Consider the following 21,064-nt stretch of genomic DNA (forward strand, 5'->3'; position numbering starts at 1 on the left):
GGAGTGGTGGGACCTCCCGCCGGCCCGGTACTCCAGTGATACGATTGAACAGCGGTGCCGGCGGCGTCGGAGTTTCCGCGCCGCCGCCCGCTTGTCTCTAGCGCCGGACGCTCCCGAGCGGACTGCCGGTGTGGAGCCCCCTGGGCGGCTCGAAGGCGCGCGCCGGCGCAATGAGCTCGCGCGCCGTCAGCAGGATGAAGGCGGTGTTGGTGGCCGCGTAGCGCCACAACAGGCGGCGCGGCTCCTGCAACAGCCTGTAGGCCCATTCCATTCCCCATTGCTGCCAGCGCGGTGGGGCCCGTTTTGTAAGGCCGGCCATGATGTCGAAGGAACCGCCCACCCCGTGCAGGATGGGCACGTCGAGGGATCGGCCAAATGTGCCGAGGAATATTTCCTTTTTTGGCGACGTGATGCCGAGAAACAGCATGTCGGCCCCGGATTGACGGATTTCCGCGGCGATCCGGGCGCTTTCGGACGTCTCGAAATAGCCGTGATGGCTGCCGGCGATGCGCAGTCCTGGAAACCGCCGCCGCAGACGCTCTTCAAGCCTCTTGAGCACTGTGGCGTGGGCACCGAGCAGGTAGATGGAGCGGCCCTCGCGATGGGCGAGCGCCAGAAGGCGGTCGAACACATCGATCCCGGCGATCCGCTCCGGCAGGGGCCGCCGAAGCAACCGGCTCGCCCAAACCACCGACTGTCCGTCGGCCAGCAGCAGGTCACACTCCATCAATGAGTTGCGCAGCAAGGGGTCCTTGCGCATCTTGACGACCTTGGCGGCGTTGAGCACGCCCAGCAGGATTCGGCTGCGGCTCGCAAGTGCCGCGCGGCAGCGGGCGACGACGTCCTCCATCGTCATGGCGTCGAGGTAGACGCCGAAGAGCAATTGCCGGCTCGCACTCATGCTGACACTCCTCGCGCTGGCGTGACTCCGCCCGCCGGAAGCGGGCCGCGGTGACGCTCGACTGTGCCCCCCGAGAGCCAGGCGTAGAGCAACCAGCCCAACTCGTAGGGCCGACACTCGAAATCCACCTCGCTGGTTGGAAAGACCATGTCCAGGCCAGGCAGCCGCATTCCCGGTTTCAGGGCTGTTGTGACCGCCGAGATCGCACGGACCGCCTTCATGGATTCACGGCGGGCGACCTTGCGCCAGATGACGCCGTGCTCGTCGCAGACGAGGGGCGTCGTCACCTCGGGATGAAGGTCGAGCCAGCTCAGACCGCTGACAAGCGCGTCCATGTGGTCCGTGCCGCCGGCCTCCCGGAGGTCGAGCAGGGCCATGGGTGCCATGGCGTGCTGGTGAACGCTGTAGACCGGATAGCCTTCGACGACGCTGCCATTGCGGACGTCGTAGTGCCACCACCATTGCCCGGCCGGGCCCTGCAGCGCGCAAATGCGCGCGGCGCAGGCTTCGGCGGCCGCCAGCGCGGCGGGGTCGTCCTGCGCGACGGAGAGGCGCGCCAGCCCCTGGGTCGAATAGACCTGGTCGGCGAAGCAGCCGATATGGGCCCGCAGTCGTCCGTTCGAAGACGCCGGCAATCTGTGAGGAAACAGGCCCGATTCACCTTGCCCCTCGATCAGCTTGCGGCGCGCCATGGCGATAAATTCCGCCGTGTCGCCCAGCCGCCGCGCCGCCAGCCCAGCTAGCAGCATCCAGGAACAATCCACGGTGGCGACGGACTGACCCGAGGCCAGCAACGCGGTCATTTTGTTGAAGAGCGAGGCTGTGTAGATGCCCGCGGATTCGGCGGCTGTCCAGGCCGCCAGCGCGACGGCCCCCGGATCATCGGAAAACTCCGCGCGGGTCGCGGTGATCCGCACAAGATCGGCGGCCGTTGCGCCGCCGAGGATTGCCCGCTGTTCATCCAGGCCGATCAAAGAAAGCCCCATGGCGACGTTGATCGCATAGCGTAGGCTGTTGCCTTCCGGCCGGATGATGATGCCCTGCGGCGTCCTTGCACCGCGAACGGTGTGGACAAACACGCCGTTCCTGTACATTTGCGGCAGGCCCTTCTTGGCCAGCCCGATGAACTGCTCCGTACGCGCTCGCGCCGCCGGCGAAACGGCGCCAAGCGCGTCCAGTCGGTTGAGCGGTATCTGGTGATACGTATGGTGTGGGCGTTCGGCCCGTGAATAGGCGCCAGCTGTCAAAAGCTCTCTCCTGCTAACCGCACCCGGACAAGACCCGTGGACACGGGAAGACCGCAAGCGGCCGTTTCGAACGACTGGATGTGCATCCGGCCAGCCCAAACGATACGGGGAATCCCCGGCGATATTCCATTGACCTGAAAGGCTTACCCGACCGGTAGTGAGGCTTCCGGCATGGGTGCGGGCTACGCCGATAGGACTAACCCGCAAACGAAAGACAGTCTTTCGCCACTTGGTCGGGCGGGGGAATTTCGGAGCCTTCCCTGCACCGAGGACATTGGGGATCAGACGGCATGAATTCTCCGGACCTGATGGCATTGGGCGTCTGCGCGCCGCTGGCGCTGATCATCGTCACCTACAACAGCGCCGGCGTGCTGCCGGGCCTGCTGGATTCACTGCCGGACGGGTGCGCCGGCATCGACACCGTCGAAGTCTTCGTGGTCGACAACGACTCGCACGATCAGTCCGTGGACCTCGCGCTGGCGCATCCCGTCAAGCCAAAAGTCATCAGCATGGGCCGCAATGCGGGATACGCCGCCGCCATCAATGCGGCAGCGAGATGCGTTGGGCCGCGGTCGAATCTGCTGATCCTCAATCCCGATATACGGCTTCAGCCCGGCGCCGCGCGCGCCCTGAGCCTAAGGCTCGCCGACCCGTCGGTCGGCGTCGCCGTGCCGCAGATCATTGCCGAGTCCGGCGACGTAGCCCGCTCGCTGCGCCGCGAGCCTTCGATGAAGACCGCCTGGTCGGATGCCCTGCTTGGAACGAGTCTGGCAGCCAGGCTGGGGGCGGGGGAGATCGTCGACGATCCGCAGCTCTACGCCCGCGGCGGTACGGCCGAGTGGGCGACGGGCGCGATCCTTGCGATATCGGCCCGCGCGCGCCTTTCAGTGGGAGAGTGGGACGAATCCTTTTTCCTCTACAGCGAAGAGACCGACTATCTCGAGCGCGTTCGCCGCGGCGGCCTGAAAGTAACTTATGTCCCCGGCGCCCGCGCCGTGCATATCGGCGGGGAGTATCACGACAATCCCTATCTTTCGGCCCTGATGACGACCAACAGGATCCGCTATTTTCGCAGGCATCACGGCTTCGTTTCCACCGCCCTGTTCCGGCTGAGCATCATCGTCGGCGAAATGATGAGGGCTCCGCTTGGGCCCGGACACCGGGCTGCGTTGCGCGCCGCATTCACGCCGCTTCGTGGACCTTGACCCCGGATTCGGCGGTTTCCCTCACGATTTGCCCGTAGATCGCGTCCATGCGGTCCAGCTTCGCCGACCATAGGGCGGTCTTGGTGACATGGTCGTGCGCGGCGGCGCCCATCTCCTGGCGAAGGCGTGGATCGCCGGCAAGCCTGCGAATGGCCGTGGCCAGGTCAGAGGCCAGCGCCTCGGGCGTGCTGATGGAAAGCTTGATCGCGCAAGCCGCCGACGTGGCGCTGCCGGGCCCGCCCCGGTCGACCACGATGAGCGGCAGCGAGAAGCCCATTGCCTCCAGCGCGACGTTTCCGCCGGGTTCCCGGTAGCTCGGGAAGACGAAGACATCGGCGCGTCGGTAGAATTCGGCGACCTCGGCCTTCGAGCGCCAACCATGCAGGATCGCCCGGTCAGCAAGGCCATGGGCCGCGATCAATGCCTCGCACTCAGCTCGATCCGGACCTTCGCCGACAATGTCGAGCGTCACGGCCAGTTCAGGCAGCAGCGCCAAGGCGCGCAGGATGTCGCGCGCACCCTTCGTGCGGACAAGCCGTCCAACGTAGAGCAGGCGGAGCGGCGCCAACCTGCCGGAGCGGTCGATGGGTGAGGGGACCGCGTCCAATCCTGTCTCGCTCATGACCTCGAAACGGCGCAGCGGGATCTCGGCAAGCTGCTCCCTGACATAATCCGCGATGCCGAGCACGCAGGCGGCGCCAAGGTAGGTCTGGCGCAGCATCGGATCCCACATCCGGCGATAGCGGTCCAATCCGCGCAACGCCATGAACCAGGGCTGGCGTCCTTCATCGGCGTGAAGACCCGCCGGCGTGGCCAGTCCGCCGCCGACGGGACCGATCACGAAGGGAATACCCAGGCCCGCCACAGGCGATGGGTAGCGCATGGCAACCGGCGCCGGCTGATGCGCGATATCGAAGCGTTCACCCTCCGCCAACGCCTTGCGTATCCAGCGTCGGGCATGAACATAGAATGGAATGTAGCCCGGCTTGAGCATGCTGTTCAGTCGCTCGGCGCGGCCAAGCAATGGCGGCTCCTTCCATTCGACTACGCGCAATCCCCTCAATTGTTCCGCGGCGGGACGCGCGCCTCTCTTGTGGTAGGTGAGAAGGGTGACCTGGTGCCGCTCTCCTAGCCGGCGAGCCCATTGATGGGCCACCCACGCCTCGCCGACATCTTCGCCATTGCAGGTCGGCGCGATGAGCAGAATTTTCAGCATGTCAGTCGGCCTTGGCCAGCCGCTGCCGCCAGGCGGCTTTCAGCCGGCGGCCCCATTTCGAATTCTCGACGAAGCGCCGGGCCTGGCCGTTGGCGAACGACAACGCCGAGACCGCGAACACCACCAGCATCGGCCAAGGGCGACGCGCGGCCAGCAGTTCGTCCGTTTCGATCATCGCTTGCCGGCCGAAGGCCGATTTGTACTCGGCATCGCCATGGCCGAAGTCGAGCTGGGTGATCTCGGGATCGGCGCACAGATCCTCCACCATGCGCATCATCGTGAACCGGCCTACCGAGTCGCCTGTATATTCGGGATCGAAGCCCGGTGTGCCGATGGCGAATGTTCCGGCATAGGCAAAACCGTTCCAGAACGCGATGGGGCGCTCGTCAAGGAACAGCATCCACGTGCGATGCCATCCCTGCTTCAGGCCCATTTCGATCAGCGCCACCTGCATCGGATCGCCTGTGAAGCCGACGCCTAGTCCCCGCTGATAGGTCTTGGCGGCGACGTTTTCGATGTTGCGGCAGATGTCGCTGATATCCTCGGGGCGATCCCATAGATGCAGCCGCAACCTGTCTCCGTACTTTGCCGCCAACTGCCGATCTTGGCGACGCAAGGTCTGGCGGGTCTTGGCCGACCGGGTTTCGAGGAAGCGTTCAAGCGAGTCGGGTATTGATGAAATCCAGCGTGGGGACGATGGCTGCGCGTGCGTGCGTCGAGCCCATCCGACGGCGGCGACCGTTGCAGCGTGCAGCGTGCTCCGGGCATCGACGTTGCGCATGAGCAACAGGCTTGCTTCGCCGCTGTCCAGCGCCGACATCAGGCACTTCAAAACGAGGGCCTCGTCATTCGGCGATTTCGCGCCGAGGACGCCACCGAATGTCACCACGATCGCGCGCAGGGTGGCGCTCCCGAAAACATGGTAGCCGAAACGAAACGGCACCGGCAGGTTTTCGAGCCGGGCTACCGCCATCAGATCGGCCCCGTCGTCGCGGCGAATGTGCACCACATAAGGGCTGACGACCTGCGTCGCGTGTCGCACCACGGTCATGAAGTAGTCGATGTCCGAATCGATGTCGGTGATCGGCAAACTGGTCCATGCCGCACGCAGGGCCTCGACCTGGTCGAGGGTTCTGGCGACCGTCACCGTCACATTGCTGGCGGCGGCGACGTCGTCGACAAATGGGCGGGACAACGAAATCGCAGTCATGGATGGAACCCCTCGATCGCACCGCAGGGAACACGTCCGCTGTTGCGAATGGAGGGAAGGCTATCCGAGCACGCCGGTGCGGGCCATCCACTGACGGGAGGCTAAAAGATTTAGGGCGTTCGGTAATTGGACGTATCCAAATCTTTCCCCTTGCGTGCGGTTCGGCGGCCGGCGCGCCGCGCGATGCCCACAAGATCATCCTCCGGCACCGTCTTCACGTCGTCTCGCGCGGGCTCAGACGCCTTTGCCGTCACACGGCCGGACCTGCCGGTCTCGCGCTCGACATCAAGCAGCCAGACGCCACTGCCGAGCAGGAAGATGAAGACGACATAGGTCGCGTTCCAGAAATAGACGGTCCAGCCAACCAGGAAAAAGCCAGTCATCGTGATGAGGTAAGCCGTCTTGTAGACCGAGCTTTTTTCGCCCAGCCCCGATCTGAACGCCACTGGCAGATAGATGGAGAAGAACGTGACCAGCAGCAGGAGGCCCGCCGGCAGGCCGTGCCGTATCGAATCGACGATCCAGTACATGTCGATGCTGGTGGTCATCCAGTCAGGCCGGTTCCACGGGTTGAATCCAATGCCGAAGAGGGGATGGTTGAGGACCGAGGCAGAACCGTAGCGCCAGATCAGGACGCGCATATAGGCCGAAGACTCGTCGAACGAGAAGTACGACATGAAGACGACGGGGACCGCCCGGTTGGAGAGCAACTCGATCGTCAACGCCTGCAGGGTGATAAGGCCGCACAGTATGCCCCAACGGCTGGGCACGCTTCGCAGCAGCCAGTTCCAGCCAAGCAGCATGGCTTGGCAGCTGAGCGCGGTCATCGGTCCCGCCGACAGCGACAGCATGGCGGTCGCGGCGATCACGATGGTTCGCGGCCAGCGTTCCGCGAATGTCGCCCCGTATCCGAGCACCAGATGGACAGGCGCCAGCGCACTGGCGCAGACGACGCCGAACAGAATGGGGTGTTCGAACACACTCTGGACACGGCGCAGGCCCCAGCGCGGCTCCAGGTAATTGTCGGGAAAGGTAGGGTTGATCGACGAGAAGGCGAGCAGCAGCCAATTACGCCCGGTCACCGCTTCCACCACGGCGAAGGGCAGCATGAACGCCACCAGCTTGAAGACCAGGAGCACCATCGCGTGGAAGTCTTCCGCGTCGCGGATGTAGCAGCGGGCGAACAGGTAGGCGCCCATCGTCTCGATAAAAATCATGCCCGATGGCTGCACCGCGTAACCAAAGCCATGGATCATCGAGATGGCGAGGAAGCACCACGAGCAGTACAGCAGCAGCGAGATGTCCGACAGCCGTATCCTTCCGGCCTTTCCGCTCAGCCACATGGCCAGGCACGGAAACAGCCAGATGAGCAGGACGAAGCGATAGGCCGACATCCGCATCGGCCCGACGGTAATGATCCACGGAATGAGCAGCGAGACGAGGAAGAGGGTCACCGGCAGCCGAAGCCGCTTGGCCCCGGAGCTTTCCGTTTTGACCTCTTCGCTGCCCGAACGGCCCCGAGCACGCGCCGGTCTCCTGTTCGCCCCGATGGCGGCAGCAGCCGCCGCGCTGCTTTTCAGGGCGAACCCGTCGATCCTCATCGCTCGTGCATTGTTCACCCGCATGCCCGCCGCCCGATCCCGTCCGGAGATTTGCACGTTCCGGTCTCAGGGCTACCGCAATCGAGACAGCCGGGCGACTAATCACTTTGGTGTATGGCGGCGGCGTTGTCGGCCCGGCGAAAATACGGATATCGTTCGACCACTCGAAGCGACGGGACAAGCGGAGACTGACGCTAGGATGATCTCGATGGCGGCGGAGGGCATGGCACGGACGCTTTACCGAAGCCTGGCCGGGCTCGGCGATCGCTACAGCCGTGGGCGGATGGCCATTCCGGTCGCCGAAGAACACAGCGAGCGGCCGACCATTTACTTCCTCACTCCTGATCATCCGGCGCCTTCGGGAGGCATCCGCGTGATCTACCGTCATGTCGACATCCTCAACGCTGCAGGCATGGACGCCTATGTCCTTCACCGGCGACAAGGCTTTCGATGTGACTGGTTCGAGCACGAGACGCGGATCACCAACTGCCGCCAGGCCCGGATCAGGCAGGGCGACCTGCTGGTCGTTTCGGAAGTGGATGTCGACCTGCTTGAGCGGGTGCCGCAGTCGACGAGATACGTCATCTTCAACCAGAACAGCCACCTCACCTGGAAACGCGCCGGGCTAAGCGCCTCGCGGCATTACGCGGCTGGTTCCGGGCTTGCCGGTGTTGTGAGTGTTTCGCGGCACAATCAGGAGATGCTGCAGCTGGCGTTTGGTTCCGGGCAAGTGCGGCGCGTCCACCTTGGCATCGACGGCGAGCTGTTTCATCCCGGGGCGCACGCGCGTGCACGTCAAATCGGCTACATGCCGCGCAGGGGCGGCGAAGATGCGCGGCAAGTCATCGAGATGTTGCGGCAGCGCGGCATCCTCGATGACTGGACGATAATCGCGCTGGATGGCCTCCACCACACGGAGGTGGCCGAACGGCTGCGCACGACGCGCATCTTCCTCGCCTTCACGCACCAGGAGGGGTTCGGTCTCCCCGCGGCCGAGGCCATGGCGTGCGGCAATTACGTCATCGGCAATCACGGCTTCGGGGGCCGAGAGTTCTTTCTCCCCCAATTCAGCACGGCGGTCGACAACGGCGACATCATCGGGTTCGTCAGGGCCGTCGAGGACGCCATCGCCAATGACCGTGTCGATGGCAATTGGTGTCGCGACCGCGGGATGGAGGCATCGCGCTTCATTCGGGCCGAATATCGCGTCGAGCGAGAGCGCGCCGAGGTCGTGGCGCTCTATTCTGAGTTGCTGGGCGCTAGTAGTAGCGAGACGTCAGCCGCGGCTCGAAGAACCGGTACGAAATGAGGCTGAAGAGCAGGCGCGCGTTGAAAACGCGTTCCTTCAGTCCCGAAACAGGCCTGATGACCCGATAGCCGACACGTGCGAGATAGGCGAAGCCGAGCATTTCCGGCTTGACGTACAGCGCGACGGCGATGTTCTCGTTCAAACGCTTCCGCAGCGGGTGCTTGCGTGGGTTCATGTACCCCATGCCGCCGCCGGAAATGCGCGCCACGGATTTGCCTTCGACGTCGAAGAGCCACGCCGACCATTCCTGGTCCTCCGCCGAGAACACTTCCGGCCGGAAAGCGCGCTTCTTCAGCAATGCCGTCCGGACCACGGCGCATGTGTTCCACACTCCGTTGAAGCCGGTGAAGTTCTTGCGGTCGATAAGCAGGTGGGAGAGGCAGCCCTCGTCCTCCAAGCAGAAATAAGCCGCGCCGACCGCTTCATCCTCCGTGAGCAGGTTCAGCGCGTAAGCGATCGCTTCGGTGTTTTCCAGGACGGTGTGCGAACTGATGATCAGGGCAAACTCGGTTTCGAGATAGGCAATGCCCTGGTTCAGGGAAGCCGCATAGCTGAATGCCCGGCCGATATAATGATGGATTGTCGATCCTGGCGGCACGACGTCCAGCGTGCCGTCGGTCGATCCCGAATCCACGAACAGATAGCCGCCAGGCGGCCAGCTCTGCGCTGTCAGCGACGCGATCGTCGCCGGCAGTGTCGCGTGCGAATTGAACGTACGGATCAGGACGGAATATCGCGCGGGGTCCACCAGCCACTCCGAGCTTGCGTCTTGCCACAGTGCCCTGGCGGCGTACCGAATCTATGAGATCGTGATGTCGGACGACAACGCCAGAGTCGAAAGAACAGGTAATACATATCGCGAAAGAATGGTAGTCGACGATTTGTCAGTCGATTTTCAATCACGGGAGGGTTAGTTGGCGCACTCCGTCGATATTATCGTGCCTTGTTACAGATACGCTCACTTCCTGGTCGAGTGTGTTGAAAGCATATTATCGCAAGATAATACCGATGTTCGCATCCTTATTATAGATGATGCTTCGCCGGACAATACTGAAGAGGTAGGCAAGGCGCTTGCCCGAGGGGACGGCAGAGTCACTTTTCGGAGGCATGCGGTCAACCGGGGGCACATAGCCACCTACAATGAGGGTATCGAGTGGGCGTCGGCGGACTACCTGCTTCTCCTTTCGGCTGATGATTACCTTCTTCCGCATGCGCTTGGTCGCGCCTGCAAGCTCATGGACGACAGGCCCGACATCGGATTCACCTTCGGCAACGCCGTTATCCTGCACCCCGGCGATCGGACCGAAGCGATCTTTCCCCTCGGAAGCCGCGACGAACCGACCATCGTCATGTCGGGCGCCGACTTTGCCGGCAGGAGCGGCGCCGGCAACATCGTACCGACGCCCACGGCGGTGGTGAGAACGACGCTACAGAAACGTGTCGGCGGCTATCGGCCGGAGCTTCCCCATAGCGGTGATATGGAGATGTGGCTCAGGCTGGCTTCCCATGGCGCGGTCGGCTTCATCAACGGCGATCAAGCCGTCTATCGCCGGCATGACGCGAATATGTCGCTCGCCTACGCGGCCGACAACATGCTGTCGGACCTTCGGGAACGCAGGAAGGCCCTCGCGGCCTTCTTCGCCACGGGTGGCCGGCCGCTCGCCGGCGATCCCGGCCTCAGGCGCATGCTGCTGCGTTCGCTTGCCCGCCAAGCCGTTGGCAGGGCCAGCATGGCATTCAACGCGGGCAGTCTCGAGGCCGCCGACGCGATCGCCGCGTTCGCGCTGGAGGTCTCGCCTGATGTCGGCAGGACGTGGCCCTGGGCCAAGCTGGCCTGCAAGCGCGCCGTTGGACACGCTGGCTGGCGTGCGTTGAGCTCAGCAAAAGCCACCCTGCTGCGGGGGGTCCAGCCCTCGCGTTGATCTTGCGCCGGGGCTCGTCGGAGAGGTCATCCTAAAAGCGGCTGCTCATGCGGATCCCGACAGGGTCGCTACCCCTTTGGGAGATCGAGATACCGCGTTTTCTTCAATTTACTCGACAGCTGAAAGGTCATTTCGTTGGCACGGAGTTTCGGTCGGGACCCCGCTGAAAACGTGAAGCGGGAGGGCTGGTGTCTCCATTGGCATCGACCGGTTCCGCGATCGGACCAGAGGCAACAGGAGAGCCCAGGCAAGATGATTTCCCCAACCGTCATCCTGTCCGAAGACGTGGTCATCCACCATCCGGATCTGGTCAATCTCTATGGCTGCAGCATCGGCCAGGGGACGCGCATCGGCACCTTCGTTGAAATTCAGCGCAACGCCGTCATCGGCGGCAACTGCAAGATCTCCAGCCATGCCTTCATTTGCGAGGGCGTTACGCTCAAGGACGGCGTCTTCATCGGGCATGGCGTCATGTTCACCAACGATCCCTATCCCCGGGCGGTCACCGATGAAGGCGAACTTCAGACCGACGATGACTGGTCCGTCATTCCCACCGTCGTGGAGCGGCACGCCTCGATCGGCAGCAACGCCACCATCCTGGCCGGCGTGACCATAGGCGAGGGCGCCTTGGTGGGCGCCGGCGCCGTGGTCACCCGCGACGTGCCGGCCTTCGCAGTAGTTGCCGGCGTCCCGGCGGTCGTCGTGGGCAGATCGAGGGACGCGCCACAGCGCATCCGGGTTGTGGGAGAAGCGCCATGATCGGCGTGGCAGTAGTAGGCTACGGCTATTGGGGCCCGAACCTCGTGCGCAATTTCTCAGAGGCCGCCGGCGCCGAGCTGTTGGCGGTATGCGATGTCAACAAGGATCGGCTTGCCGCCGTCCAGGGCCGCTATCCCGGCGTGTCGATCACCGACGACTACGAGTCGATCCTGCGCGATCCTCGCATAAATGCGGTCGCCATCGCGACCCCGGTCACGACCCACTTCAGGCTGGCGATGAGCGCGCTGATGGCGGGCAAGCATGTCTTTGTCGAGAAGCCGATCGCGGCCTCCTCGGAAGAGGCCCAGAAGATGGTCGATGAGGCCGCACGCCGCCGGCTGGTGCTGGCCGTCGACCACACCTTCGTCCACACGGGCGCGGTGCGGAAGATGCGTGAACTCGTCGACGGCGGTCTCGGCGAGATCTACTACTACGATTCCGTCCGCGTGAATCTGGGGCTTTTCCAGCACGATGTGAGCGTGGTCTGGGACCTTGCCGTCCACGACCTTTCGATCATGGACTATGTCCTGCCGTCGCGCCCGGTGGCCGTTTCGGCGACCGGGATGAGCCATATCGCCGGCGAGCCGGAGAACATCGCCTATCTCAACCTGCTTTTCGACAGCAATCTGATCGCCCACGTCCATGTCAACTGGCTGGCCCCGGTCAAGGTCCGCAGGACACTCATCGGCGGCAGCCGCAAGATGATCGTCTATGACGATCTGGAGCCCAGCGAGAAGATAAAGATCTACGACAAGGGCATCACGCTGAATGGCGGTTCGCAGGCCAATGGCGAAGCGGTGCGCCAGGCGCTGGTGGGATACCGCAGCGGCGACATGTGGGCCCCCCATCTCGACATGAGCGAAGCGCTCGGTACCGAATTGAAGGAATTCATCCGCTGCGTCGAGCACGCCGAAACGCCGTTGGCGGATGGGCATGCCGGCTTAAGGGTTGTCCGCATCCTGGAAGCCGCGACCTTGTCGCTTGCCCAGCGCGGCCGCGTCGTTGAACTCGAGCCTGTCAGGCGGGTGGCATGATTCCTTTCCTCGATCTCAAGGCGCAGTACGCTTCGATCAAGACCGAAATAGACGACGCCGTGCTCGGCGTGCTCGCGTCCGGACATTATGTGTTGGGCGAGGAGGTGGCGAATTTCGAACGCGAGTTCGCGGCCTATTGCGGAACGAAGCACGCTATCGCGGTGAACACCGGAACCAGCGCGTTGCATCTGGCGCTGCTTGCGGCCGGGGTGGGCCCGGGCGACGAGGTCATAACCGTTCCCTTCACCTTCGTCGCCAGTGTGGCTGCGATTTGCTATGTCGGCGCGCGTCCGGTCTTCGTCGATGTCGATCCGCACAGCCTGACAATGGATCCCAAACGGATCAGGGCCGCGATCACGCCGCGCACCAAGGCTATTCTGCCAGTCCATCTATACGGCCGCATGGCCGATATGGCGCCGATCATGGATATCGCGCTCGAGCATGATCTGAAGGTCGTCGAGGACGCGTGCCAGGCGCATGGCGCCGACTATCGCGGGCAACGGGCGGGAAGCATCGGCCAGTCGGGCTGCTTCAGCTTCTATCCCGGAAAAAATCTCGGCGCGTGTGGTGAGGGGGGCATCGTCGTCACCAGCGATCCGCACATCGCCCAGACGGTCGCGACGCTGCGCGACTGGGGACAGGAGCAGCGCTATCATCATAGGCTGAAGGGCTTCAACTTCCGCATGGATGCCATTCAGGGTGCAATCTTGCGGGTGAAGCTTCGCCATCTCGATCAATGGACGGCGGCGCGCCGGGCATACGCGCGTCTCTACACCGCATTGCTTGACGAGCTTGGGACGGTCGACGTTCCGTCCGAACCCCTGGACGGACGGCACGTCTATCATATCTTTGCCATCCGCTCCGCGGATCGCGACGGCTTGCGCCAGAGCCTCGATGCCGCCGGCATCCAGACCGGCCTGCACTATCCGATCCCCGTCCACATGCAGCCGGCGCATGCCGAGCTCGGACACCGGGCCGGTGATTTTCCCGTTTCCGAAAAGGCGGCGCGCCAGGTTCTGTCCCTGCCGCTTCATCCCGACCTGACGGCCGACCAGGTGGCGTCCGTCGTCCAGATCATCAGGCAAGCGACCATGCCCACGCTCAAGCTGCGTGCCGCCCATGCCCGCTAACGCCGGATCGCTGAGCAGGATCGTGCCGGCCGTGCACGGCCGACGGACGGCGGCGGCCGATCCGCATTTCGCGCCTGATTTCGCCAATGCGTTGCGCGACGCCTACGGCAACCAGGGGCTCGTGGATCTCTACGGGCGATTTGCCGCCGGCGACGGCTTCATCGATGCAACCATGCGACGCGTCATCTGGCGCGCCCTGGCCACAAGCTGCGGCCCAGGATTGCAGGTGGGATCGGGCGCCGCGTTCAAGCATGCAGAGACGTTCCGCATCGGCGCCGGTGTCTTCATCGGCGCCCAGGCCATTGTCCAGGGCCGGTATGACGGCCTGTGCGTCATCGGCGACAACACATGGATCGGCCCGCAGGTATTTCTCGACGCCAGACATCTGGATATCGGGGACTGCGTCGGTTTCGGGCCGGGCTCGAAGATCCTCGGATCCGAGCACACGGGCTTGCCCGCCGACAAGCCGATCATCCAGACCGATCTCGACATCCGCCCCGTGCGTGTCGGCGACTGGGCCGATATCGGCACAGGCGCCACCATCCTTCCGGGCGTCACCATCGGGAAGGGGGCGATTATCGGCGCCGGCGCGGTCGTCGTGGCGGACGTGCCGCCATTCGCCGTGGTGGCGGGCGTGCCGGCGAAATTCCTGCGTTGGCGCGACGAAACGGAGCTGATGCGGGGCAAATCAGGGGGAACTTCATGAAGGACAAACGCATTCTGATCACCGGCGGGGCGGGCCTGATCGGCTCTCACATAGCCGACCTCGTCGCAAGGGAAGCGCCCCGCGAGATTATCATCCTGGACAATTTCGTGCGCGGGCGGCGCGAAAACCTGGCCCAGGCGATGTCGACGGGCCGGCTCAACATCGTCGAGGGGGACATCCAGGATCGCGACTTGCTGGAAAGGCTGTTCGCCGGCGTGGATGTCGTGTTCCACCAGGCGGCGATCCGCATCACCCAATGTGCCGAGGAGCCCCGACTTGCCTTCAACGTGCTGGCCGGCGGCACGCTGAACGTCCTTGAGGCCGCCGTGGCCGCGCGCGTATCGAAAGTCGTCGCGGCGTCTTCCGCTTCGGTTCTCGGTCTCGCCGACAGCTTTCCAACCACCGAGGATCACCACCCCTATAACAATCGGACGATCTACGGCGCCGCGAAGGCCTTCAACGAAGGGCTTCTGCGGTCCTTCGCAGAGATGTACGGGCTGCGTTACGTCGCGCTGCGCTACTTCAACGTCTATGGGCCGCGCATGGATGTCCACGGTGCCTACACCGAAGTTCTCATCCGGTGGATGGAACGCATCGCCGCCGGCCAACCGCCGGTCATCCATGGCGACGGTTCTCAGACGATGGATTTCGTCCATGTCCACGACATCGCCCGCGCCAATGTCCTGGCAGCGAAAACCGATGTCACGGACGAAGTCTTCAATGTGGCGAGCGGCATGGAGGTCAGTCTTCTCCAGCTGGCGCAGATGCTTGGCAAGGTGATGGACTCCAAGCTGCAGCCCGTGCACGTGCCGGCGCGGGCGGTCAACGGCGTGACGCGCAGGCTTGCCGATCTGAGAAAGGCCAAGGCCCTGCTTGGTTTCGAGGCGAGCATCCGGCTCGAGAACGGGTTGCGCGATCTTGTCGCCTGGTGGCGGCAGGAACAGGCGATTGCACAGGTGGCCGCGGAATGAGCCTCCCGCAGATTCCCGTCGCCAAGCCGGTTCTCGACGAGCATGAGGCCGATGCCGCGCGCCGAGTCATCCTCTCGGGCTGGGTCACCCAAGGTCCGGAGGTCGCGGCGTTCGAAGCCGAATTCGCCGCCTTCGTCGACGCGCCTCATGCCTGCGCCGTCTCCAACTGCACCACTGCCCTTCATCTGGCCCTGAAGGCCGTCGGGGTCGGCCCCGGCGATGAAGTCATCACCGTCAGCCACTCCTTCATCGCGACGGCCAACGCCATCCGCTATTGCGGAGCCCGCCCGGTCTTCGTCGACATTGCCGCCGACGGCTACAACATCGATCCGGAGCTGGTCGGTTCCGCCATCACGCCGCGCACCAAGGCTATCCTGTGCGTTCATCAACTGGGCATGCCATGCGATCTGGCGCGGTTGGTCGACCTCGCGTCGCGGCACTCTATTCCGCTTATCGAGGACGCGGCATGCGCCGTCGGCAGCGAGATCCTCTGGAACGGAAGGTGGGAACGGATCGGAAAGCCGCATGGCGATATTGCCTGCTTCTCGTTTCATCCCCGCAAGGTGATGACTACGGGCGACGGTGGTATGCTGACCACGGCCAACCCGGACTATGACGCGAAGTTCAGACTTTGGCGCCAACATGCGATGAGCGTCGCCGACACCGTGCGGCACAGTTCGAATGCCGTCATCTACGAAAGCTATCCCGAGCTCGGCTACAATTATCGCATGACGGACGTCCAGGCCGCTATCGGGCGCGAGCAATTGCGCAAGCTCCCGGAGATCGTTGCAACCCGCCGCCGGATCGCGGCGCATTACGGCGAACTCCTGGGGCAGGTGCCCGGTCTGGGAACGCCGGCGGAGCCATACTGGTGTCGCAGCAATTGGCAGAGCTATTGCGTCTCGCTGCCCGCCGGCGCCGATCAGCGGTCGGTGATGCAGACGCTGCTCGACCAGGGCATCTCGACGCGCCGCGGCGTGATGAACATCCATCTCGAACCCGCCTATCGCGACCCTGCTTCCAGCCGCCGTGCTTCCTCACTCGAGCAGAGCGAGAAGGCGCAGGCAGGATCGATCATCCTTCCTGTTTTCACCCAGATGTCCGACGACGACATAAGCCGGGTAGCCGAGGCGCTCGACGCGGTCCTCGGAAATATCGTGCCCCGCCGCAAGCGGTCTGTCAGGATGGATCTGGCAGCCAGCGCCGGATGACCGCCGGGAAAGCCTCTCGCGGCAGCAGCCTGACGAGCATCCTCAGCGAATAGAGACCGGTAAGCACGGTGAAGACGCCGCCGACCGCCGTCGACGGCCAGAACGGCAGCAGGAAGAACACGGCGAACACGATCGCCGCCGCCGGCAGGAAGACCAGGCCGAGCCGAAGGTTGGTGGCTGACCAGCGAAACCCGCTGAGCCTGTTCACCAGGAAGTAGACCAGCACACTGTGCCAGATATAGAGGCCGAAGAAAGCCGCGCCCGCGCCGACCAGGCCGACATGCGTGACCAGCAGAAACGCCAGGCCGACATGCACCACTGTGGCCGCGACCTCTGTCCAGAAGAAGATCCGCCGATTGCCTTTCGCCAGCACGATGAAGCCCATCGGCCAGGACACGATGCGCAGCATCATGCCAAGGCATATCCAGCGCAGCAGTTCGACCGCCGGGTGGAAGGCCGGCGAATAGAACAAGGTCATCACCACCGGCGCGATCGTCAGCGTGCCGATCAATCCGGGCCCGGCCAGCAGGATGCTGACCTGCGCCTGCTCGTTCACCAGGCGGTTGCATTCCTCATTGTCATTCGCGACCGCTGTCAGCCGAGGATAGAAGTCGGTGCCCATCGCCTGCAGGATAAAGCCGGCGTAGAGACCGCCGAGCGCCCAGGCGGCCTGGTAAAGGCCGGCGGCCTCGACGCCCTCATGGCGCAGCACGATGATCCGGATGGCATAGGCAGCGCCCGCCGTCAGCAATCCGCTTGCCATGAACACAAGGCCCAGCCTGAGCAGCGCGGCGGCTTCGTTGCCGATCTGCCTTGTGGATATGGTGACAGGCTCGACCTCGACTTTCCTGGCGAACCACCATGAGGTCAGGATCGATACAGCGGCCATGGCGACCAGTGCGGGAACAACGCCGTCTTGCCCGAACATGTAGATCATCGGGATGCTGATCGCCGTGCTGAAGAAAGCCGCCAGCATGTTGATGCGGGCGAGGTCGGAGATGCGCCGCATGCCTTGCACGAGTGCGATCTGACCCGCCGAGACCAGGCGGAAGAACACGGCCGCCGCCAGCAGGATCACGCCGGCGTAGTGGCTTCGGTCCCCGAAGGTGAACTCCGCGACAGGAAGGGCGAGGGCGGCGAGCAGCAAGCCGCCGGCGACGCCCAGGACGATGGAAATGCGGCGCAGGGCCGTCGCTATGTGGGTGATGCGCGACGTGTCGTCGACGCCGGCCGCCTCGGCGATCTGGCGTACGCCGCTCACCTGGATGCCCAGGCCAGCCAGCGTCTGGGCGAGATCGGCGATTGATGTGTAGAGGCCCATCAGGCCGACGCCGCCAGGCCCGAGCAACAGCGCCATGGCCTTGTTGCGGATAATCGCAAAGCCGATGTTGACGAGGGAGGACCCGCCGATGATGGCCGTGGATTTCAGGATCTGCGTGTAGGTATGCCCTCGCGGGGCGCGCGAGACCGTGAATGTCGGGTTGTCGGTCACCATGTCGGCCTTCAGCCCTTCGCCGCCAGGCAGCGGGCACTGGAGGACGGGTGTCGCGCAACACCGGGACCTGATGCAGTGACGCACGGATAGAAGCGGAGCCGGCCCGTCATGGCCTGACCGGCGGATTGGGGGGCGACCCTCGGTCGCGGATGGCGAGGCTTCGCGTTCGCAAGCATTTCGATCCCATTATTGGCTGGCGCCATCGGACGGGGCCTTTCCGAGCGAGGCCTCGTTCGTCATATCGGGCAAACCGGCCCGCCCCTTCGCCAGTTTGACCTCGACCACGTCGCCCGGCCCGAGCAATGTGGATTCTGAAGCTGCGGTGACGGTTTCCACGCCGCCATCGTGCCTCTTTATGGTCATCTCCGCCCCGCCCGGCGTGCCGGATAGGGCCAGCCGGTTCTTTTTGGCCAGCAGGTCGAGAAGGAGCTTTTGCGAAATGTCGCGCGTCAATTTCAACTGGTCCAGATTGGCCTGTTCGTTCTGCATCTGGGCCGCAACCTCGGTCTGCTGCTTGTCATGCAGGCCCTCGAGGTTTCGTGTCGATTCCGTTATGTTTTGCCGTGCCCGCATGATCGCGGTTACCTGGTCGAGCCGGTCGGCCCGGTAATTCGCCAGGGCCCGCTCCAGATCCGATTGCCGCGACGCGATGGCCAATCCTTTGTCGACAAGGGTTTTGACGGCGTTCAGCTCCTGTTCGGCGGATTTGATGCCCATATCGGCGGATTTGATCTTTTCTTCGAGAACGTCGATCTCGGCCGAGAAAAGGTCGCGCAATTCGGAAAGTGATTTGGACTGGCGATCGATCTCGTTGGCGCGCGCGGCGAATATGATGCGTTCCTGGCCAAAGACCTCGGCCGCCAGCGCACTGTCCTCGCCGGCATGCAGCGCAGGAAAGCTGATCTCGGGCGAACCCGTCATTTCCGCCTGCAATCTTGCTATGCGAGCCTCCGCCCGCAATATCCCGGCCTCATATCCCTGCAGTTCGCCGACCAATCGGATCTCATCCGTCGCCTGGCTCTCGCTCGGCTGCAACTCGCCGCCGCTCAAGGCGATCGCCTGCAGGACGGTTAGTCCGGGTCGGTATTGGTATTCACCCGGCTTGGTCACATCGCCGACCACATAGATCGGCGGGTATTCAAGCACCTGCACGGTCGTGTCCGGCTTGCTGACCAACTCCGTCTTGGCCTGGATGCGGGTGGAGATCTCCTCGGCCAGCCCGGCGGTGTCCATGGTGCCCACGGACACCGTTCCGACCACGGGCAGCACGATGGTTCCGGCATTCGACACGACGAATTCACCGCCAAGCGCCGTCCACTCCTCATATACGCCTTTCATCGGCATCCACTGCAATACGGTCACGCGCAGCTTTGTCTGCTGGGGGAGGCGGATCCCGTCCGCCACGGCTTGACCGGGCTCCCACGCAATCGCGCAGGCGAGCAGGAGGACCACCGTCATCATGCGGAAATGGCTGGCCAGGATCCGGCGAGAAACGTTCATCGATTGCTCCGGAGCCCGTCGCCGGCGGTTCATACCTGGTCCAACACGGGCCAGAAATAGGTCTTGCCGCCTACACCACTTGCTGGTTGCCGAGCTTATCGGAACTGGAAATGGTGACGGAAAGGCACGACAATGCCCTAGCAATGATGCAGATGATCCGACGTTGCTAGGCGCTTATCGGGAGAGGTCGGCTCATCCTTATGGGTAGGCAAACAACGCACATTCTCCAATCGCGTGAAGCTTTCCGGGTCGGCTACGTGGCGGCGCTTGCCTGAATTGCGAAGGCGACTCGTCGGGGGAAACCAATTAAGCCACTCTCGTTTCGTGCGGCCGCCAGGCCCGTGGGCCACGACGGACATGGCTATGGCCCGTGCTCCTGCACGGCGCTGCTCGTTGGATGCGGCCGCCGTTTTCACCGGCGATATGATGCGCCACCGGATTTACGATGCTAATCCGATTGGGTCTCTTCCGCGCCGACCCATGCCAAAACGGATGGCCGTTGCTAGCCTAAAGAGCCGTCGCGACTTTCAACGGATGGCCATACCTTGGAGGCTGAACCGGACTAACCGAATTTGGCGGCGAATCCGGTTGCGTGGGGAAAATCCGTAACAAATGTCGAGTTTGGTGGTGGAATCACAAGACCAGGCGCCGCCTCAAGGCGCGAACACCGCGGCCAGGTTGATGGAGGCGAAGCAGGTGATCCTGCTCGTGACGGACGATGGCGCCGTTTCAAACAATCTGATTTTTGCGCTTGAGCGCGAATTTCCGTGGCTGGTTATCGAACGTGTAGATAGCGTCGAGTCGATCTGTCGAGACTTCAGCCATCCCGTCGCCTTGATTCTCCTGGATTGCCAGCGCCTCAAGAGCGCCGAGGAGCTATCGGCGCAAATTCTGAACCGCCATCCTCGGGCTCTGGTGGCGATGATCGAACCAGACGCTCACAATCCAGCTTGCAGCTTTCCTGAAATACAGAATTCGCCATTGGTCAGGGGCGTGCTGCCGATGAACCTTGCGCTTGACGTATGGCTTTCCATCGTGAGGCTCATGCTGCGCGGGGGCGAATATTTTCCAGCCGCCATGCTGCACACCTACGCCAAGGAGATTGACGCCGGAGTAACCGCGGTGACGTCGGCTATTCCAGCAACGGCGGAACCTCCCGCCGGAGGCGCGCGTCTCACCGACCTTACTCCCCGTGAGATGCAGATATTGAGCATGGTCTCACGGGGGCTGCAGAACAAGCAGATCGCGGTGCAATTTCGTCTTTCGGAGAATACGGTCAAGATTCACATCCACCACATCATCAGCAAGCTTGGAACCCACAACAGAACCGAAGCCGCAGCGCGCTTCCGCGACTTTGAAGCGCGGCGCGAAAGCTCGCCAGCACCCCGCGCGGACGAACCCTGAACGCATCTGGTCAATGGGCGGGATTGCTGGCGACGACAGGATCAATTCAGCGTCAAACCAAGTCATCTCGGGTCACGCAAAGGTCCGACGTGCTCACGGCCAGGCCGAGTTGATCGCCGTCAAGCCTTGGGGATGTGAATTCGTAAACAGGCATTCCTATGAGTAACGCAACTCAGGCGTGAATAAACACTCAAATGAGGGTGTCAAAGTTCTGCATTGTGGTAGATTGGCTCGGCGAACGCA

Annotated in this window: 18 protein-coding genes; 10 read left to right on the forward strand and 8 right to left on the reverse strand. The window is 63.4% G+C overall.

What is annotated here, in order from left to right; genetic code table 11:
- Positions 1 to 97 precede the first annotated feature (97 nt).
- Both WC739_RS01485 and WC739_RS01490 read right to left on the reverse strand, forming a co-directional pair.
- On the reverse strand, positions 98 to 901 hold the full coding sequence (locus WC739_RS01485) for a WecB/TagA/CpsF family glycosyltransferase (RefSeq protein ID WP_372951232.1): 804 nt from the start codon (positions 899 to 901) through the stop codon (positions 98 to 100).
- Entirely contained in the window at positions 898 to 1,995 is a 1,098-nt protein-coding gene (locus tag WC739_RS01490) for a hypothetical protein (protein ID WP_372951233.1), read from the reverse strand. The genes WC739_RS01485 and WC739_RS01490 overlap by 4 nt, the downstream gene beginning before the upstream one ends.
- Before the next feature lie 443 nt (positions 1,996 to 2,438).
- Here WC739_RS01490 and WC739_RS01495 point away from each other — a divergent pair, with 443 nt between their 5' ends.
- Entirely contained in the window at positions 2,439 to 3,353 is a 915-nt protein-coding gene (locus WC739_RS01495) for a glycosyltransferase (protein ID WP_372951234.1), read from the forward strand.
- On the opposite strand, the gene WC739_RS01500 is transcribed toward WC739_RS01495, so the two are convergent.
- From WC739_RS01500 to WC739_RS01510, 3 genes are all read right to left on the reverse strand, one after another.
- Entirely contained in the window at positions 3,331 to 4,569 is a 1,239-nt protein-coding gene (locus WC739_RS01500) for a glycosyltransferase family 4 protein (RefSeq protein WP_372951235.1), read from the reverse strand. The genes WC739_RS01495 and WC739_RS01500 overlap by 23 nt on opposite strands.
- Position 4,570: 1 nt before the next feature.
- Complete coding sequence (locus WC739_RS01505; RefSeq protein ID WP_372951236.1) at positions 4,571 to 5,779, reverse strand: GNAT family N-acetyltransferase; 1,209 nt, start codon at positions 5,777 to 5,779, stop codon at positions 4,571 to 4,573.
- A 110-nt stretch (positions 5,780 to 5,889) separates the two neighbouring features.
- On the reverse strand, positions 5,890 to 7,404 hold the full coding sequence (locus tag WC739_RS01510) for an O-antigen ligase family protein (RefSeq protein ID WP_372951237.1): 1,515 nt from the start codon (positions 7,402 to 7,404) through the stop codon (positions 5,890 to 5,892).
- Between the two features lie 175 nt (positions 7,405 to 7,579).
- Here WC739_RS01510 and WC739_RS01515 point away from each other — a divergent pair, with 175 nt between their 5' ends.
- On the forward strand, positions 7,580 to 8,689 hold the full coding sequence (locus WC739_RS01515) for a glycosyltransferase (RefSeq protein WP_372951238.1): 1,110 nt from the start codon (positions 7,580 to 7,582) through the stop codon (positions 8,687 to 8,689).
- Here WC739_RS01515 and WC739_RS01520 read toward each other — a convergent pair.
- Entirely contained in the window at positions 8,640 to 9,437 is a 798-nt protein-coding gene (locus WC739_RS01520) for a glycosyltransferase family A protein (RefSeq protein WP_372951239.1), read from the reverse strand. The genes WC739_RS01515 and WC739_RS01520 overlap by 50 nt on opposite strands.
- Before the next feature lie 166 nt (positions 9,438 to 9,603).
- Between WC739_RS01520 and WC739_RS01525 the strand changes: the two genes are divergently transcribed.
- The 7 genes from WC739_RS01525 (at position 9,604) to WC739_RS01555 (ending at position 16,422) form a co-directional block, all read left to right on the forward strand.
- Positions 9,604 to 10,611, forward strand: a complete 1,008-nt coding sequence (locus tag WC739_RS01525) for a glycosyltransferase (protein ID WP_372951240.1) — start codon at positions 9,604 to 9,606, stop codon at positions 10,609 to 10,611.
- 252 nt (positions 10,612 to 10,863) lie between these two features.
- Complete coding sequence (locus WC739_RS01530) at positions 10,864 to 11,370, forward strand: acyltransferase (protein ID WP_372951241.1); 507 nt, start codon at positions 10,864 to 10,866, stop codon at positions 11,368 to 11,370.
- On the forward strand, positions 11,367 to 12,404 hold the full coding sequence (locus WC739_RS01535) for a Gfo/Idh/MocA family protein (RefSeq protein ID WP_372951242.1): 1,038 nt from the start codon (positions 11,367 to 11,369) through the stop codon (positions 12,402 to 12,404). Before WC739_RS01530 ends, WC739_RS01535 begins: the two co-directional genes overlap by 4 nt.
- Positions 12,401 to 13,534 (forward strand): DegT/DnrJ/EryC1/StrS family aminotransferase, encoded by a 1,134-nt coding sequence (locus WC739_RS01540; protein WP_372951243.1) that lies wholly within the window; start codon positions 12,401 to 12,403, stop codon positions 13,532 to 13,534. Before WC739_RS01535 ends, WC739_RS01540 begins: the two co-directional genes overlap by 4 nt.
- Positions 13,524 to 14,240 carry a DapH/DapD/GlmU-related protein gene (locus WC739_RS01545; RefSeq protein WP_372951244.1) on the forward strand — a complete coding sequence of 239 codons (717 nt, stop codon included), beginning with the start codon at positions 13,524 to 13,526 and terminating at the stop codon, positions 14,238 to 14,240. Before WC739_RS01540 ends, WC739_RS01545 begins: the two co-directional genes overlap by 11 nt.
- Positions 14,237 to 15,211, forward strand: a complete 975-nt coding sequence (locus WC739_RS01550; RefSeq protein WP_372951245.1) for an NAD-dependent epimerase/dehydratase family protein — start codon at positions 14,237 to 14,239, stop codon at positions 15,209 to 15,211. The genes WC739_RS01545 and WC739_RS01550 overlap by 4 nt, the downstream gene beginning before the upstream one ends.
- Entirely contained in the window at positions 15,208 to 16,422 is a 1,215-nt protein-coding gene (locus WC739_RS01555) for a DegT/DnrJ/EryC1/StrS family aminotransferase (protein ID WP_372951246.1), read from the forward strand. The genes WC739_RS01550 and WC739_RS01555 overlap by 4 nt, the downstream gene beginning before the upstream one ends.
- Here the strand turns inward: WC739_RS01555 and WC739_RS01560 are convergent.
- A complete protein-coding gene (locus WC739_RS01560; RefSeq protein WP_372951247.1) occupies positions 16,391 to 17,917 on the reverse strand; it encodes an O-antigen translocase in 1,527 nt (508 codons plus the stop codon). The two genes, WC739_RS01555 and WC739_RS01560, sit on opposite strands and share 32 nt — an antisense overlap.
- A 186-nt stretch (positions 17,918 to 18,103) precedes the next feature.
- Entirely contained in the window at positions 18,104 to 19,417 is a 1,314-nt protein-coding gene (locus WC739_RS01565; protein WP_372951248.1) for a polysaccharide biosynthesis/export family protein, read from the reverse strand.
- Between the two features lie 612 nt (positions 19,418 to 20,029).
- Here WC739_RS01565 and WC739_RS01570 point away from each other — a divergent pair.
- A complete protein-coding gene (locus tag WC739_RS01570) occupies positions 20,030 to 20,821 on the forward strand; it encodes a LuxR C-terminal-related transcriptional regulator (protein WP_372951249.1) in 792 nt (263 codons plus the stop codon).
- The last annotated feature ends 243 nt before the right edge of the window (positions 20,822 to 21,064 follow it).

Origin of the sequence: Mesorhizobium sp. (assembly GCF_041661565.1) — a bacterium.
Taxonomy (GTDB): domain Bacteria; phylum Pseudomonadota; class Alphaproteobacteria; order Rhizobiales; family Rhizobiaceae; genus Mesorhizobium.